This is a genomic window from Streptomyces sp. NPDC048337 (assembly GCF_043201175.1).
Lineage (GTDB): Bacteria > Actinomycetota > Actinomycetes > Streptomycetales > Streptomycetaceae > Streptomyces.
The window spans coordinates 1-14,977 of sequence record NZ_JBICYR010000042.1; the positions used below are offsets into that span (position 1 = coordinate 1).

Annotated in this window: 18 protein-coding genes and 1 rRNA gene; 8 read left to right on the forward strand and 11 right to left on the reverse strand. The window is 70.4% G+C overall.

Annotated elements, in window-relative coordinates:
* Together rrf and ACGFYU_RS36600 are read left to right on the forward strand one after the other, a co-directional pair.
* A 5S ribosomal RNA gene (rrf, locus tag ACGFYU_RS36595) occupies positions 1 to 87 on the forward strand; the annotation flags it as partial.
* Positions 88 to 165: 78 nt separating this feature from the next.
* A complete protein-coding gene (locus ACGFYU_RS36600) occupies positions 166 to 726 on the forward strand; it encodes a GNAT family N-acetyltransferase (RefSeq protein WP_393831625.1) in 561 nt (186 codons plus the stop codon).
* On the opposite strand, the gene ACGFYU_RS36605 is transcribed toward ACGFYU_RS36600, so the two are convergent.
* From ACGFYU_RS36605 to ACGFYU_RS36640, 8 genes are all read right to left on the reverse strand, one after another.
* Positions 723 to 2,267 (reverse strand): type VI secretion protein, encoded by a 1,545-nt coding sequence (locus tag ACGFYU_RS36605; RefSeq protein WP_393831626.1) that lies wholly within the window; start codon positions 2,265 to 2,267, stop codon positions 723 to 725. The genes ACGFYU_RS36600 and ACGFYU_RS36605 overlap by 4 nt on opposite strands.
* Positions 2,268 to 2,269: 2 nt before the next feature.
* A complete protein-coding gene (locus ACGFYU_RS36610; RefSeq protein WP_393831627.1) occupies positions 2,270 to 3,691 on the reverse strand; it encodes an ATP-binding protein in 1,422 nt (473 codons plus the stop codon).
* A gap of 19 nt (positions 3,692 to 3,710) precedes the next feature.
* Positions 3,711 to 5,273, reverse strand: a complete 1,563-nt coding sequence (locus ACGFYU_RS36615) for an SCO6880 family protein (protein WP_393831628.1) — start codon at positions 5,271 to 5,273, stop codon at positions 3,711 to 3,713.
* Complete coding sequence (locus tag ACGFYU_RS36620; protein WP_393831629.1) at positions 5,270 to 6,556, reverse strand: hypothetical protein; 1,287 nt, start codon at positions 6,554 to 6,556, stop codon at positions 5,270 to 5,272. The genes ACGFYU_RS36615 and ACGFYU_RS36620 overlap by 4 nt, the downstream gene beginning before the upstream one ends.
* A 19-nt stretch (positions 6,557 to 6,575) precedes the next feature.
* Positions 6,576 to 7,385, reverse strand: a complete 810-nt coding sequence (locus ACGFYU_RS36625) for a hypothetical protein (protein ID WP_393831630.1) — start codon at positions 7,383 to 7,385, stop codon at positions 6,576 to 6,578.
* Between the two features lie 97 nt (positions 7,386 to 7,482).
* Positions 7,483 to 7,791: a hypothetical protein gene (locus ACGFYU_RS36630; RefSeq protein ID WP_008742356.1), complete on the reverse strand. Its 309-nt coding sequence runs from the start codon at positions 7,789 to 7,791 to the stop codon at positions 7,483 to 7,485.
* Positions 7,792 to 8,046: 255 nt separating this feature from the next.
* Positions 8,047 to 8,868 (reverse strand): pentapeptide repeat-containing protein, encoded by an 822-nt coding sequence (locus ACGFYU_RS36635; protein WP_393831631.1) that lies wholly within the window; start codon positions 8,866 to 8,868, stop codon positions 8,047 to 8,049.
* A gap of 4 nt (positions 8,869 to 8,872) precedes the next feature.
* The gene (locus ACGFYU_RS36640; protein WP_393831646.1) at positions 8,873 to 9,280 is read right to left on the reverse strand and encodes a GNAT family N-acetyltransferase; all 408 of its coding nucleotides are present in this window, start codon (positions 9,278 to 9,280) and stop codon (positions 8,873 to 8,875) included.
* 14 nt (positions 9,281 to 9,294) lie between these two features.
* On the opposite strand from ACGFYU_RS36640, the gene ACGFYU_RS36645 reads away from it, so the two are divergent.
* From ACGFYU_RS36645 to ACGFYU_RS36655, 3 genes are all read left to right on the forward strand, one after another.
* Positions 9,295 to 9,744, forward strand: a complete 450-nt coding sequence (locus tag ACGFYU_RS36645) for a thioesterase family protein (RefSeq protein ID WP_393831632.1) — start codon at positions 9,295 to 9,297, stop codon at positions 9,742 to 9,744.
* A gap of 167 nt (positions 9,745 to 9,911) precedes the next feature.
* On the forward strand, positions 9,912 to 10,925 hold the full coding sequence (locus ACGFYU_RS36650) for an NlpC/P60 family protein (RefSeq protein WP_393831647.1): 1,014 nt from the start codon (positions 9,912 to 9,914) through the stop codon (positions 10,923 to 10,925).
* 154 nt (positions 10,926 to 11,079) lie between these two features.
* On the forward strand, positions 11,080 to 11,808 hold the full coding sequence (locus tag ACGFYU_RS36655) for a phosphatase PAP2 family protein (protein ID WP_393831633.1): 729 nt from the start codon (positions 11,080 to 11,082) through the stop codon (positions 11,806 to 11,808).
* 125 nt (positions 11,809 to 11,933) lie between these two features.
* On the opposite strand, the gene ACGFYU_RS36660 is transcribed toward ACGFYU_RS36655, so the two are convergent.
* On the reverse strand, positions 11,934 to 12,149 hold the full coding sequence (locus tag ACGFYU_RS36660; protein ID WP_393831634.1) for a hypothetical protein: 216 nt from the start codon (positions 12,147 to 12,149) through the stop codon (positions 11,934 to 11,936).
* A gap of 79 nt (positions 12,150 to 12,228) precedes the next feature.
* Positions 12,229 to 12,444, reverse strand: coding sequence for a hypothetical protein (locus ACGFYU_RS36665; protein ID WP_393831635.1), 216 nt, complete (start codon positions 12,442 to 12,444; stop codon positions 12,229 to 12,231).
* 132 nt (positions 12,445 to 12,576) lie between these two features.
* Between ACGFYU_RS36665 and ACGFYU_RS36670 the strand changes: the two genes are divergently transcribed.
* Both ACGFYU_RS36670 and ACGFYU_RS36675 read left to right on the forward strand, forming a co-directional pair.
* On the forward strand, positions 12,577 to 13,410 hold the full coding sequence (locus ACGFYU_RS36670; protein WP_393831636.1) for a hypothetical protein: 834 nt from the start codon (positions 12,577 to 12,579) through the stop codon (positions 13,408 to 13,410).
* 148 nt (positions 13,411 to 13,558) lie between these two features.
* Entirely contained in the window at positions 13,559 to 13,714 is a 156-nt protein-coding gene (locus ACGFYU_RS36675) for a hypothetical protein (protein WP_382643058.1), read from the forward strand.
* A 101-nt stretch (positions 13,715 to 13,815) separates the two neighbouring features.
* On the opposite strand, the gene ACGFYU_RS36680 is transcribed toward ACGFYU_RS36675, so the two are convergent.
* Positions 13,816 to 14,130, reverse strand: a complete 315-nt coding sequence (locus ACGFYU_RS36680) for a metal-sensitive transcriptional regulator (RefSeq protein WP_393831637.1) — start codon at positions 14,128 to 14,130, stop codon at positions 13,816 to 13,818.
* Between the two features lie 222 nt (positions 14,131 to 14,352).
* Here ACGFYU_RS36680 and ACGFYU_RS36685 point away from each other — a divergent pair, with 222 nt between their 5' ends.
* Entirely contained in the window at positions 14,353 to 14,973 is a 621-nt protein-coding gene (locus ACGFYU_RS36685; protein ID WP_384590821.1) for a DUF47 domain-containing protein, read from the forward strand.
* The last annotated feature ends 4 nt before the right edge of the window (positions 14,974 to 14,977 follow it).

Sequence of the window (14,977 nt, forward strand, 5' to 3'; positions counted from 1 at the left end):
GGTTACATTCCGAACCCGGAAGCTAAGCCTTTCAGCGCCGATGGTACTGCAGGGGGGACCCTGTGGGAGAGTAGGACGCCGCCGAACAATCATTGCGGAAGCCCCGCACCGGATCTCTGATCCTGGTGCGGGGCTTTTCTGCGTTTGTCGCTATGATCTCCAGCCATGAACCAGCACGTGATACGTCCTGTCCGAGCCGACGAGTGGGAGAAGGTCAAGGAGTTGCGGATCGCGGCCCTGCGGGATCCTGCGGCGGCTGTTGCCTTCCTGGAGACCGAGGAGGCTGCCGTGCGGAGGCCGGATGCGTTTTGGCAGGAGCGGACCGAGGGCGCTTCGCACGGGCGGTCGGTGCGGCAGTTCATCGCCGAGGCGCCGGACGGGACGTGGAACGGCAATGTGGTGGTGCTGGTCGAGGAGGCCGGGAGCACCGGCATCTTTGATGAGGACATCACCGTGCACCAGGGGCACCTGGTCGGGGTGTTCGTGCGGGCCGAGGAGCGGGGGAGCGGGCTGACCGAGGCGCTGTTCGAGACCGCGCTGGAGTGGGCCTGGTCGTTGGAGGAGCCGGCGCTGGAGCGCGTACGGCTGTTTGTCCATGAGGACAACGGGCGGGCTGCCGGGTTTTATCGGCGGTTCGGGTTCGAGGCTACGGGGCTTGCTGTGCCTGTGCCGACCGATACCGCTGCCCGGGAGGTCGAGTACGTGTTTCCGAGGCCGTCCGTCTAGGGGAGCTCTGCCTCCGGCCAGCGGGAGCGGGCCTGTTCGCGGCTGCGGCACAGGGCGAGGAGGGGGAGGGGCTCGGTGGCGAGGAGTTCCGGGAGTTGGGGGATCGGGGCCACCGCCGCCACGTCGTCCAGGACCAGGGAGAGTGGTGGGTCGAGCCGACCGTGGGATGACCGTGCGGCCATGCGGCGGCCGTGCTCGACCACGTGAGAGGCGAGTGCGGTGAGCAACGGCATCGCACCCGGGTGGGTACGAGGGTCCTCCAGAGGTTCACCCACCACGTAGAGGGTGCCCCCTTCGGCCACGAACGAAGCCAGGGTCAGCGAGTCTCTTTGGTTGGGATTGCAGGCCTCGCGGATGTGGATCGAGGTCAGGCAGGAGAGGGCACGGGCCGTCAGGTTCTGTGCCAGCTCCCGGCGTTCGGGGTGCGCGGTCAGGGCGCTCTCCAGTTCGCCGGCCGTGCCGGGGGCGGCCTGGGGGTGGGTGCGCAGGATGCGGACCGGGTCCTGGGCGTTGTTGCCCTGGGTCCAGCGGTGGAGCTGCTTGAAGGGGCGGTCGTCCAGGGCGGCGGCCTGGAGCCAGCTGCGCAGGAGCGTTTCCGCGGTGTCCGCGATCGCCGCGTCCATGCCTGCCTGGGGGCGTACGGGGGCCAGCAGGGCGATCGCGCGGGCGGCGGCGGTGTCGCGGTCGGCGCAGCCCTCGGTGGGGGTCCAGTGCATGCGGGCCGGGGTGTCGCACAGGTGCGAGGGGTCGTAGAGGAGGACCGGGCCGAGTTTGGCGCGGGCGTCCTTGGTCTCGGCCCAGAGGGCGGGGGAGGAGGTCACGATCAGGGCCGCGCCTTCCGTCTCCCCGATACGGGCCACGGCCGCGCGGAAGCGGTCGTGTGGGGCGGCGTAGGCCAGGCGGGCTCCGCCCAGGGGCTGCGGGTGCGCGGCCGGGGCTCCGGCCGAAGCCCGTGTGCCCGCCGGGCGGGGGCTGCTGGGGGCGCTGTCTCCGGACCCTCCCCCAGCTACTGCTGGGGGGACCCCCAGCGCCTCAAACGCCGGCGAGGCTGGATGGGCCCCGGCCGAGCGGGTGGGTGCGGCTGGTTCTACCGGAGAGTGCTGAGCCGCCGAGGCGGAGGGCTGTAGGGGCTCGGAGTCTGCGGGCGCCCGTGTGGCCTGGCGGGCCAGGGCGCGGCGGGACTTGGTGCGGGCGATGACGCCGATGGCGAAGACGGTGAGCACGAACAGCACCAGCAGCTGGCTGATGAACAGGCCCCAGAACAGGCCCCACCCGGAGAGCGCCGCCGGGTCGGTGTCCGGCCAGGCGCCCGGGATGTCGTGCGGTTGCGCTATCAGGGCGCGCACGGCTCCCGGGGTCCGGGTGAAGGTGACGGTGGCCGGCCAGGCGCCTTTGGCGAAGAGGGCGGCCAGGCCGGTCGCCGACCAGATGAGGACGGCGAGGCCGAGGAGGAAGGCCAGGAGGCCGACCAGCAGTCCGTCCGGGATGCCGCCCCGGGCCGGAGCCTCCGTACGGCGTGGGTCGTGTCGTGCGTCGTGCATGGTCAGGCCACCGTGGTCGCGGAACCCGGGCCGCCGTTGCCTCGGCGGCGTTCGATGGACAGGGCGCGTTCCTCCGCTTCCAGTTCGGCGGCCAGCAGGTCGTCGGGGAGCCGGTTGGGGGTGGAGGCCTCGGTCATGGCGCGGTCGGTGTAGACGAGGGGGCGCTCGGCTTCGGTGATCAGGTGTTTGACCACCTGGACGTTGCCGTTGACGTCCCAGACCGCGATGCCCGGGGTGAGGGTCGGGATGATCTCCACGGCCCAGCGGGGCAGGCCCAGGACGCGGCCCGTCGCGCGGGCTTCGTCCGCCTTCTGGGCGTAGATCGTGCGGGTCGAGGCCATCTTGAGGATGGCCGCGGCCTCGCGGGCGGCCGCGCCGTCGACGACGTCGGAGAGGTGGTGGACGACGGCGACGAAGGACAGGCCGAGGCGGCGGCCGAACTTCAGCAGCCGCTGGAACAGCTGGGCCACGAAGGGGCTGTTGATGATGTGCCAGGCCTCTTCGACCAGGAAGATGCGCTTCTTGCGGTCGGGGCGGATCCAGGTGTGTTCGAGCCAGACGCCGACGATCGCCATGAGGATGGGCATGGCGATGGAGTTGCGGTCGATGTGGGACAGGTCGAAGACGATGAGGGGGGCGTCGAGGTCGATGCCGACGGTCGTCGGGCCGTCGAACATGCCGCGGAGGTCGCCGTCGACGAGGCGGTCGAGGACGAGCGCCACGTCGAGGCCCCAGGCCCGGACATCGTCTATGTCGACGTTCATGGCGAGTGCCGACTCGGCTTCAGGGTGGCGCAGTTGCTCGACGATGTCGGTGAGGACGGGCTGGCGGTCCTGGATGGCCTCGACGACGTAGGCGTGGGCGACCTTGAGCGCGAAGCCGGCGCGCTCGTCGAGGCCGTGGCCCATCGCCACCTCGATGATGGTGCGGAGCAGCGCGAGCTGGCCGGTCGTCGTGATCGCCGGGTCGAGGGGGTTGAGGCGGATCCCGTCGTCGTTGGCGGCGATGGGGTCCAGGCGGATGGGGGTTATCCCCAGCTGCTGGGCGATGAGGTTCCACTCGCCGACGCCGTCCTCGCCCTGGGCGTCGAGGACGACGACCTGGCGGTCCTTGAAGCGGAGCTGGCGCAGGACGTACGTCTTCTCGAGGGCGGACTTGCCGTTGCCGGATTCGCCGAGGACCAGCCAGTGGGGCGCCGGGAGCTGCTGTCCGTACAGCTGGAAGGGGTCGTAGATGTAGCCCTTGCCGCTGTAGACCTCGCGTCCGATGATGACGCCGGAGTCGCCGAGTCCGGGGGCGGCGGTGGGCAGGTAGACGGCCTGCGCCTGCCCGGTGGAGGTGCGTACGGGCAGGCGCGTGGTTTCGACTTTGCCGAAGAGGAAGCTGGTGAAGGCGTCCGTCAGGGCGGACATGGGATCTCGCATGGGCGGCACTTCCTTCCGGCTAGCGTCGGATGCCGGTGGCGAACGGCAGGGTGTTGACGAAGGCGCGGTGGTGCTCGCGGTCGCACCACTCCAGCTTCAGGTAGGACTTGCCGGCCGAGGCGCGGATCGTCCGCTTGTCGCGGGCGAGGGCTTCGGGTGACCGCGAGGACACCGTGATGTACCCGACCAGGTTGACTCCCGCCGCACCGCTGGCGAGATCTTCACCCCTCTGGTCGAGCCGGCCGTGGGCGGCGATGTCGCGGGGGTCGACGGTGCGGTTCATCTTGGCGGCGCGGCTCGCGTCGGCCTCGTCGTTGGTCTTCTCCGTGAGCATCCGCTCGATGGCCACCTCGGTGGGCTCCAGGTCCATGGTGACGGCGACGGTGCGGATGACGTCGGGGGTGTGGACGAGGAGCGGGGCGAGGAAGTTGACGCCGACGGGGGTCATCGGCCACTCCTTCACCCAGGCCGTGGCGTGGCACCAGGGGGCGCGGGTGGAGGATTCGCGGGTCTTGGCCTGGAGGTAGGTGGGCTCGACGGCGTCGAGTTCGGCGGGCCAGGCGTTGCGCTTGGTCATGGCCTGGATGTGGTCGATGGGGTGGTCCGGGTCGTACATGGAGTGCACGAGGGAGGACAGGCGGCCCTGGCCGAGGGGCTGGCGGACGCGGATGTCGGCTTCGGCGAGGCGGGCGCAGATGTCGGTGAGCTCGCGGGCCATGACGATGGCGAGGCCGGCGTCGCGGTCGAGCTTGCGGCCCTTGTGGGGGGTGGCGGCGCGGGCGATGGTGTGGGCCTCGGCGGCGAGGTCGCGCGTGTAGTGCATGCAGGCGACGAGGTACGCGCGGTGCTGCTCGGAGGAGGTGGACACCATCGACTGGAGTTGGTCGTAGGAGTCGCGCAGCCAGGTGGGGGCGTTGGTGTCCCCGCGCTGGGCGACGTCCTTGGCGTGCGCGTCCGGGTCGGCGGGCAGCGTACGGGCGAGCATCTGGAGGCGGGTGACGAAGCCGTCGCCGTTGGCCACGTGCTTGAGGAGGGTGCCGAAGCGGTCGACGAGGGCCTCCTGGTCCTCGCTGTCGCGCAGGCCCACGCCGGGGCCCTCGATCTCGATGGCGGCGGTGACGGTGCGGCGGTCCGCGTGGAGGAGGACGGCGATCTCGTCGGGGCCGAAGGGCGCGGCGAGCCAGTTGATGCGGCCGATGCCGGGGGGCGGGCCGACCTCGACCTCGCGGCCGTCGGCGGCGCGGGTGCCGGCTTCGATGGCCGATGAGCGGTAGGTCGTACCGCGGCGGAGGGTGCGCTTGTAGCTGCGGCTGATCTCGAACCAGCGGTAGAAGGTGCGGCCCTTGTACGGGACGTACACGGCGGCGAGCGCGAGCATGGGGAAGCCGGCGAGGCTGACGATGCGCAGGGTGAGGTCGGGGACGAGCAGTCCGCTCATCATGCCGAAGAACGCCCCCGCGATGATCAGGGCGATCTCGCCGGTCTCGCGGTTCTTGCCGACGATCGCGTTCGGCCGGGCGCGGCCGATGAGATACGTGCGGCGGGGCGCGACCGGGTGCAGCTGGTGGGACTGGGTCGTCAACGCCCGTCACCTCCTGTGTTCCTCGTACTCGAACTCGTGCGGGGTGTGGGTGCGGCGGAGGGGACAGATCCGCCGCCGGCTCCGCCGCCGGAGGTGGGGCGGCTGCTGTGGGCGGCCACGCCTCCGGAGATGGGGTTGGCGGGGCGGGGCGCGCTGCCGCCGCCGTCGCCTCCGCGGTGGGCGCCGCGGCTGCTGTGGGTCTTGATGCCCTGCGAGACGAGGGAGGCCGGGGAGCTGATGACAGCGGCTGCCTGGGCGCCGTCGGTGGCCTTGCTGCGGTTGGAGCGGGCGGAGGCGATCTCGTCGCCGAAGCCGGGGACGAAGCGGTAGATCATCGCGGAGGCGAAGATCGCCAGGAGGATGATGGCGAGGCCGGTGACGACGGCGGAGAAGGCGTTCGGGCCCTTCTCGCCGGCGAGGGCTCCGGCGAGGCCGAGGACGATGACGATGACAGGCTTAACGAGGATGACGGCGATCATGATGCCCGCCCATCGGCGGACGTGGCCCCAGAGGTTGCGGTCGACGAGGCCCGCGTAGACGACGACGCCGAGGAGGGCGCCGACGTAGAGGAGGGCGGCGCGGATGAAGAGCTCGAGGAAGAGGACGCCGGCGGCGAGGACGGTGACGAGGGCGACGACGATCAGCATGATCGGGCCGCCGCCGATGTCGTCGCCCTTCTTGAGGGCTTCGGAGAAGGAGCCGAAGAAGACGTCGGTCTGGCTGCCGGTGGCGGAGGCGATGACCTCGGTGACGCCGTCGGTGGCGGAGACGACGGTGTAGAGGATGAGGGGGGTGAAGGCGGAGGCGAGGACGGTGAGCCAGAGGAAGCCGACGGCTTCGGAGAGGGCGGTGGTGAGGGGGACGCCGCGGACGGCTCGCTTGGCGACGGCGAAGAGCCAGAGGACGAGGGTGAGGATGGTGGAGGCGGCGAAGACGACGGAGTACTGCTTGAGGAAGGCGGGGTTGGTGAAGTCGACGTTGGCGGTGCCCTTGACTGCTTCGCTGAGTTTGCCGACGATCCAGGCGGCGGCGTCGGCGCAGCCCTTCGCAAGCGAGGCGAGGGGGTTGAGGGCGTCGGCTGGGTCGTTGGGGGCCAGGCCTGTCCGGGGTGCTCCGCCGGTGGAGCCTTCGCCGCGCTCGCAGTAGTCCTTGGCAGGACCGCGGATCAGGTCGCAGGGGTTGTTGCTGGGCTGCGGCGTCGGGGTGGGCGTGGGAGTCGGGGCGGCTGCTGCACGCGTGGCGAGGAGTACGGCAGCTGGCTGTACGGCCGCTACGGCGGCCATGAGCGACAAGCCGTGACGGCTAGCGTGCATAGGTGAGCCCCCCGAACTGAGACACCGCGGCGGCCATCTCCTCCGCCGAGGAAGCGGTCTGGTCCCGGCCCACCGGGGCCGGGCCTTCCTTCTGGGTGAAGTCAGCGACCCGCCAGTCGCCGTTGAGCCACCGGAGTTCGTAGGTGTTCGTGTACCAGCTCTCCGCGACCGGGTTCTTGGAGCCCTCGCCGGCGAGCCCGAACAGCGCCGAGTACCAGACGGAGACGCTGGCGGTGTCTCCACCGAACTTCTCCACCTTGGTGCCCACCGGGTTCAGGCGGGAGATGAAGGTCTGTCCCTTGGGGGCCTTGCCTGCGGCATCGAGACCGATACGGGCGAGGAACTCGGGGTCCCCATAGACCTTGTCGAGGTCGCTCTGCCGGGCGCCGGCCACGTCGGGCAGGTACACGGCCTGGACGATGGGCCGTCTGCGCGCTGCGTCGAACATGGCGTCGGAGCCGAGGGCCACTGCGTAGTTGGCGGCCGCCGATTGGGCGCCCTGTTCGTCGTGGGTGAAGCCCTTGGGGATCGTGCCGTTCTTGCCTGTCACCGGGGATGTGCCCGTGGCGGCCGTGGAGGATGTGGCTGGGGCGTTGTCCGAGGGCTTGCCGGAGGGGGAGTCGCCGGACTGGTTCGCGAATGCGATGGCGGCGATCAGGAGGACCACGACGCCGACCACCGTGATGAGGCTGCGGGTGGCGCGGGGGGTGCGGCGGGTGGGGCCGTAGGGGTCCGCGGGGGGGTCCGGGAGGCGGGTACGGGTCTGGCCCGTGCCGCCGTACTGGTCGTCGTTGCTCATTCCGTGTCGGCCCCCTCCGCGTCGTACGACGGTAGCGCTGGTTCCCGCGTAGGCGCGGTGTGGTGAGTCCTCATCAGGTACGGCCGCGGCGGCCCGGCTAGACGGCCATTCCGTAGACGATGGTGAAGAGGGTGCCCAGCGAGCCGATGATGAAGACGCCCGTGAGGCCGGCCACGATCAGGCCCTTGCCCTGTTCCGCGCTGAACGTGTCGCGCAGGGCGGTCGCGCCGATGCGCTGCTTGGCCGCGCCCCAGATGGCGATGCCGAGGCAGAGGAGGATCGCCACGGCCATGACCACCTCGATCATGACCTTCGCTTCGTTGCCGAGACTGCCGAACGGCCCCCAGTTCGGGGCGATTCCGCCGATGATGGTGGTGATGTCGCCTTTTTCGGCTGCCAGGATCATGTAACTCACCGCCCCTGTATGGGTAGTTCCGGAAGCCCGTGCCCGAACGGCAAGGGTTACGCACTATCTTCGCTGATGAAACCGCCGCCGTCGTCGACTTGACGGCTCTCTTTACCCGATCTCCCGGCGTGTGGCCCGCTCGTGCGCTCTGACCTGGGCACGGGTGGTTTCTATGCGAAAGAACGTATGGTCACTCTGTGTATCACGGGGGGTGACGCCGGGCAATGATTGTCGTCTCGGCGTACGGGGGACGGATCAGGTCCAGTGCGCGGGGCGGGTGAGGGTTGCCGGGATGCGCGTGGTGAGGTCGCCCTGGGCGGCGTTGAGTTGGGGTTGGGTGAGGAAGATCGTGTCGCGGAGGTCCGCGCCGCGCAGGTTGGTGTCGCGGAGGTCCGCGCCGATCAGGTCGGCCGTGCGGAGGTCGGCGCGGGTGAGGTCGGCGGCGATCAGGTAGGCGCCGCGGAGGTTCGCGCCGCGGAGGTCCGCGCCCGGGAGGCGGGCGCCCATCAGGTCCGCGCCGCGGTGGTTCTTCTTGCGGCCCGGGACTTTGGCCCGTACGAGCTCGCTCGTCTTGAGGAGGAGTTCGTTGATCTCCTGGCGGAGGGCGCCGATGTCCAGGGTGGCGAGGGTGTCCGGGTCGGAGCCGGTCCACTCGGAGGTCTTCGACAGGGCGCGGCGCAGGTCCGCGTGGACCGGGGCGGCGGCCGGGAGGGTCAGTGCCGAGGACACGTAGAAGAGCAGTTCGTGCAGCTGCCGCATGACCGGGAAGGCGTCGAACATCCTGCGGGCCGTGTCGGGGTGGGTGCGCCAGTCCTGGCCGCCGAAGGTGACCTGGGAGACCTGCTGGCCGGCGCCGAAACAGTCGAAGACCGTGCAGCCCTGGAAGCCCTTGTCGCGCAGCCGGGTGTGGATGCCGCAGCGGAAGTCCTGCTGGAGGTTCTTGCAGGGGGTGCCGGCGGGCTTGTTCACGGCGAAGTCGGTGGACTTGGCGAAGGGGAGGGCCACGCAGCAGAGCGCGAAGCAGTTCGCGCAGTCGGCCTGGAGGACGGGAAGGGGGGCGGGGGTATTACTGGGCACGGTTTCATTGTCGCCGGTCGGGGGCGGTGAGTGTCATCTGGTGGGCGGTCCAGGGGGTGCCGTCGATCTCTTCGACGTCTTCGAGTACCTGCTCCGTGCGGAAGCCGAGCTTCTCGTAGATGCGGATCGCCGCCGTGTTGTGGGCCCAGACGCCGAGGTCGAGGCGGGGGAGCCGCAGCTCGCCGAAGGCGTGGGAGACGGCGAGGGTGACGAGGGTCTCACCGAGGCCCCGGCCGCGGGCCTCGGGGGCGATCAGTATCCGGCCGAGGCGGGTGCCGGCGATGGAGGCGTGTCCGACCGGGTCGCCGACGGGGGTGACGGCGGTCCAGGTGTGGCGGCCGGGCTCTGTGGCGTAGGCGGCCAGCTGGGGCTCGTCCAGGGGCCAGGAGAAGGCCGGGCCGGCCCAGGTCAGTGGCCGAGGAGGCGGTGCCGGCCGTGGTGTCGGGGCCGCAGCTGCCGCCGCCCGGGGAGGTGGAGCAGACGCCGTTCTTCCCGGTGCCGTGGGAGACCGGGTACCACTCGGCGATGGAGACGCGGTTCGCCGAGGGCGCCTTCGTGGAGCCCGGTCCGGGCAGCTGCTGGATGCGGATGAAGGTGGCGCTCGTCGCGGGCGAGGGGATCAGGCCGCTGGACCGGGTGCTGGTCGCCGCAGACTCGGGCAACGGCATCAGCGCGGTGATGGACTTCGGGCGGTACGTCTTCATCAACAGCGACCTCACCGTGCACCTGCATCGGCATCCGGTGGGGGAGTGGGCGTGCGTGGAGGCCCGGACGAGTGTGGACGGTGGCGGGATCGGGCTGGCCGACGCGCGGCTGCACGATGAGAAGGGGCCGATCGGGCGGAGTGCGCAGAGCCTGTTCGTCGCTCCGAGGTAGGTGCGGCGCCGTTGGCCCCGCCGGGGGTGGACGGTGGTGCGGTGGGGCGTTGAGGATGGGGGGTGGTCGGATCGTGGAGCAAGTGGGCTAGTACGACAGGCGACACGGGCGAATCGCGGTGGAAAGCCGGGGGCATGGGGGAGGGTTGACGGGTGCGCAGATTCTGGATGGCCGGCGGGGTCGGGATCGGGCTGTGTCTGACCTTCGTCGTGCTGCTCGTGGTGGGGACGTACTCGGCCGCGGCGGGCCTGGTGGGAGCCGGTGCGGGGGCCGGTGGGCGGGCCGTGGGGCTCGCCAAGGGGGCGGTGCCGGCGAAGTACCAGGCGTTGGTGGAGAAGTGGGGCAATCTGTGCCCGGCCGTCACTCCGGCGCTGCTCGCCGCCCAGCTGTACTCGGAGAGCGGCTGGAACCCGAGTGCCGTCAGTCCTGCGGACGCGCGCGGGATCGCGCAGTTCATCCCGGGTACGTGGGCGGGTCACGGCATCGACGGGGACGGGGACGGGGACCGGGACATCTGGGACCCGAACGATGCGATCCCCTCGGCCGCCTCGTACGACTGCGAACTGGCCAAGGACGTGGCGAGTGTGCCGGGGGACCCGGCGTCGAACATGCTCGCCGCCTACAACGCGGGGGCGTACGCGGTCATCAAGTACGGAGGCGTGCCGCCGTACAAGGAGACCCAGGGCTACGTGAAGGCCATCACGACGCTGGCGAAGAGCTTCGCGCGGCCCGTGGGGCGGGTGGCGCCCTCGCAACAGGCCGCGGGCGCCATTTACTTCGCGCAGAAGCAGCTCGGGACTCCGTACCTGTGGGGTGGGAACGGGACGCCCGATCAGGACGGGCGGTTCGACTGCTCCGGGTTGACCAAGGCCGCGTACGAGACGGTGGGGGTTGAGCTGCCGCGCGTCGCCAATGACCAGTACAACGCCGGGTCGCATCCTCCGCGTGATCAACTGCTCCCCGGCGACCTGGTGTTCTTCTCCGATGATCTGACGAACTCTCGGGAGATCCGACACGTCGGGCTCTACGTGGGTGGCGGATATATGATCAACGCCCCCTATACGGGTGCTGTGATCCGTTTCGACAAGATTGACACGCCTGATTACTTCGGTGCGACGCGCGTGACGAAGGACGGGGCGGAGGCCCTTCCGGAGCGGGCGGGGGCGAGTCGGGCCCCTTAGTAACTCTCCGTCAGGCCAGGGCCCTGAGCTGCGACGATGAGTCACTCTTCGGTAACGTTGGAGTGATCATTCGGTGGAGAGTGGAACGTAGTTGCCAGAACGGGCGTTCCATGGACACAGGGGAACCACGGCAAGGGCAAGGGGCCGCATCACCATGGCTGGACTCACGAGCGGTGGGCCGAATGTGGATGTCAGCCTGCTGTACGAGCTCAACGGAGTTGCCCGGCAGGCCCCGAGCTGGCTGGACCGGGCCGTGAGCCTGGCCGGTGAGTACGGGATCCTGCTCGCGCTCGTGCTCCTGGTCCTGTGGTGCTGGCGCGGTGTCCGCCGGCAGGACGAGGCCACCGCCGTCGAGTCCTTCGCCGCGCTCGTGTGGGCCCCGCTCGGCGCCGGGCTGGCGCTGCTCGTCAACGCGCCGCTGCGCGAATTCGTCGGGCGGCCGCGGCCGTTCCGGCAGCACGAGGGGCTTCAGGTGCTCGACCCCGGTCCCGGGATCGGGCTCGCGAAGTCGGACTTCTCCTTCGTCAGCGACCACGCCACCCTCGCGATGGCCCTGGGCGTCGGCCTGTTCGTGGCCAACCGGAAGCTCGGGCTCATCGGCATCGGGCTGGCGCTCGCCGAGGGACTGTGCCGCGTGTACATGGGCCTGCACTACCCCACCGATGTGATCGGCGGCTTCGCCCTCGGCACCGCCGTCGTACTCGTGCTCGCGCCGCTCGCGATGGCCCTGCTGAACCCGGTGGTGCGGGCGGTGGCCGGCTCCCCGCGTGTGGGGTGGCTGGTGCGGGCCAAGGGGCGGGCGCTGCCGAGGCCGGTCGGGCTGGCGCAGCCGCAGACCCCGCCGGCGGAGCGGCGTACGCACGACAACGATCTCGCCGCCTGAGCTTCCGTCTCCCCCGGCTCACGGGGCCCCGTACGACTCCCAGGCCGCGATCAGGACGGCCCCCAGCAGGCACAGCAGTGCCGCGCCGAAGCACAGGAGCACCGCCGCCGGGCGGGGGCGCGGAGTCACGGCTCGCGCCGTTCGTCGCCTTCGCGGCGGTAGCGGGAGCGCAGCCACAGCCCGGTGGCCGCGGCCGCCGCGGCGGTGAGGCCGATGGCCATGGCCACGTCGGCGGGGCCGTCCGCCTGGCCCACGGGCCGGGCCCAGGCCCCGGCGGCCGGGGTGAGCGTGATGAGCAGGGCCCAGAGGAGGGCTGCTAGGCGGGCTGCGGGTCCTGGCATGAATCAAGGGCATCCGCTCCGGCGGGCCCCGGCCAGCCGGGCCGTCCGAACGGGTTACCCCTCAACCCCTCAAGGGCCGCTACCCCACGGTGTGTCGGGCGGCGTCCTTCCGGGCCAGGTCGCGGGAGCGGCGGGCCGGGCCGGTCCAGCCGCAGGTGCAGACGGCCAGACAGAACGATCCGCGTTCGGCGGTGGAGGTGGTGTGCCCGGTGGGCGGCTGCGGCTGTGGCTGCGGCCGCTGGAGGGGCACGGAGGCAAGCGGAGGGACCAGGGTCGCTTTGGTGTGCGGTTCCACGCCTCCACGGTACCCGGGTCCGGCACGGCCCGGGGAGGTGCGTGGCCCGTGACGGGAAACCCCGGACCTCGTTAAGCGGAGCGGGTGGGGGCCTCGGGCAAACAGCGGTCACGCGTTGGGGGTTGGCAGGCGATGGTGGTTCACCAGCACAGGCGGCGGCGCGGGCGTGCGGGTGAGGTGATGCTCGCCGCCGGGGTCACCCTGGCGGTCGCAGTGACGGGCGGCTGCGCGGGCGCCGACGGCAGCGAAGGCAAGCCCCCCGCGGACCCGGCGGCGGTGGTCCGCGGGGCCGCCGACGCGCTGGCGAAGACGGGCAGCGCGCGGGCCCGTACGGCGATGGAGATGGCCACGGGCGGCACCCGGGTCACGATCCGGGGCGAGGGCGGCGTCGACTTCAAGAACCGCATGGGCCAGCTGCTGGTGATGCTCCCGGCCGATGTGAAGGGCAAGGCCGAGCACCGGCCGATCACCGAGCTGCTCGTACCGGGCGCGCTCTACATGAAGAACCGGGGCTCGGGCGTTCCCGACGACAAGTGGGTCCGGGTCGACACGACGACGCTGGCCGACGGGAACCTGGTCACGGGCGGCGCCACCGATCCGCTGGTCGCGGCCGAGCTGCTGCGGGGGGTGCAGGAGGTTTCGTACGTCGGGGAGACCGAGGTGGCGGGCACCAAGGTGCGGCACTACCGGGGGACCACCGACATCGGGCGGGCGGCGGGGAGTGCGTCGCCGGAGGTGCGGGGGGCGTTGGAGGCGGCGGCGAAAGGGTTCAGCAAGGACGCCGTGCCGTTCGATGCCTATCTGGACGAGCAGGGGCGGTTGCGGAAGGTCCGGCACCGGTTCACGTACGTCAACAATGGCGTGATCGATGTCTCGTCGACCACGCTGCTGTACGGGTTCGGGACGCCGGTGACGGTCGTATTGCCCGAAAGTGCGGATATTTATGCGGGGAAGATCGCCGATTAGGTGGGCTGCGAGCGGGCACAAGCGGCGCGATCGGGCCATGGGCCGGTATCCGGAAATGGTCCATCCGTGTCATGCGCGGTGAGCCGGGGGCTCCCTACGCTGAGGAGTCGAGTGCCGATGACGATGACGGCAGATTGAGGTGACACGCGTGACTCCCGCTGGCGGTACGACGGTGCAGGACCACGTGGCGCTCGCCGAGATCGAGTTGTGCGGTGAGCTGATCATCGCCGCTTCGGCGGCGGATGAGGATCGGCTGAGTCTGGACCGGATCGACGAGGTGCTCCTGGGGTTGGCGGGCGGCTGACGCGCCGTGTTCTGGGGCTCTGCCCCGGACCCCGCGCCTCAAACGCCGGCGAGGCTGGATGTGCCCGTCTGAGTGCGCGGGTGCGGCCACAGGCGGGCGCGTCACGTACGCAGCAGGCGGGCGATGGCCTTCGTGGCCTCTTCCACCTTGGCGTCGATTTCGGTGCCGCCCTTGAGGGCCGCGTCGGCCACGCAGTGGCGGAGGTGTTCCTCCAGGAGCTGGAGGGCGAAGGACTGGAGGGCCTTCGTGCTCGCCGAGACCTGGGTGAGTATGTCGATGCAGTAGACGTCCTCGTCGACGAGCCGCTGGAGGCCGCGGATCTGGCCCTCGATCCGGCGCAGTCGCTTGAGGTGCTCGTCCTTCTGGTGGTGGTAGCCGTGGACGGCTCCGGAGCCCTCTGTCTCGATGGTCGTCATGGGTCCTCCCGTGGTCAGTGGTCCGTGGGTCGGGAATGAGGGGTATACCCATGAGGGCTATACCCCTCATGGGTATAGGGTACCGGGCTCCCATCGAAGGGACAGGGGTCCGTGGTCCTCACTCTGCCTGATGGAGGACACTGGGGAACCGCCGGTTAGCCGTGGCCGGGGGATGCGCCTAGCATCAGCCTGACCGAATCCAATGCACCCCGAGGACCTCACGTGCGATTTCGTCTGACCCCCAGGGAGACGAGCTTCTACGACATGTTCGCCGCATCCGCGGACAACATCGTCACGGGCTCCAAGCTCCTGATGGAACTGCTCGGAGCGGACTCCTCCGCCCGGGCCGAGATCGCGGAGCGGATGCGGGCTGCGGAGCACGCCGGGGACGACGCGACCCACGCGATCTTCCACCAGCTGAACTCCTCGTTCATCACGCCCTTCGACCGCGAGGACATCTACAGCCTGGCCTCGTCGCTCGACGACATCATGGACTTCATGGAGGAGGCCGTCGACCTGGTCGTCCTCTACAACGTGGAGGAGCTCCCCAAGGGCGTCGAGCAGCAGATCGAGGTGCTGGCGCGCGCGGCCGAGCTGACCGCCGAGGCCATGCCGCACCTGCGGACGATGGACAACCTCACCGAGTACTGGATCGAGGTCAACCGTCTTGAGAACCAGGCCGACCAGATCCACCGCAAGCTCCTCGCGCAGCTCTTCAACGGCAAGTACGACGCCATCGAGGTGCTGAAGCTCAAGCAGATCGTCGACGTGCTCGAAGAGGCGGCCGACGCCTTCGAGCACGTCGCGAACACGGTGGAGACCATCGCGGTCAAGGAGTCCTGAACCT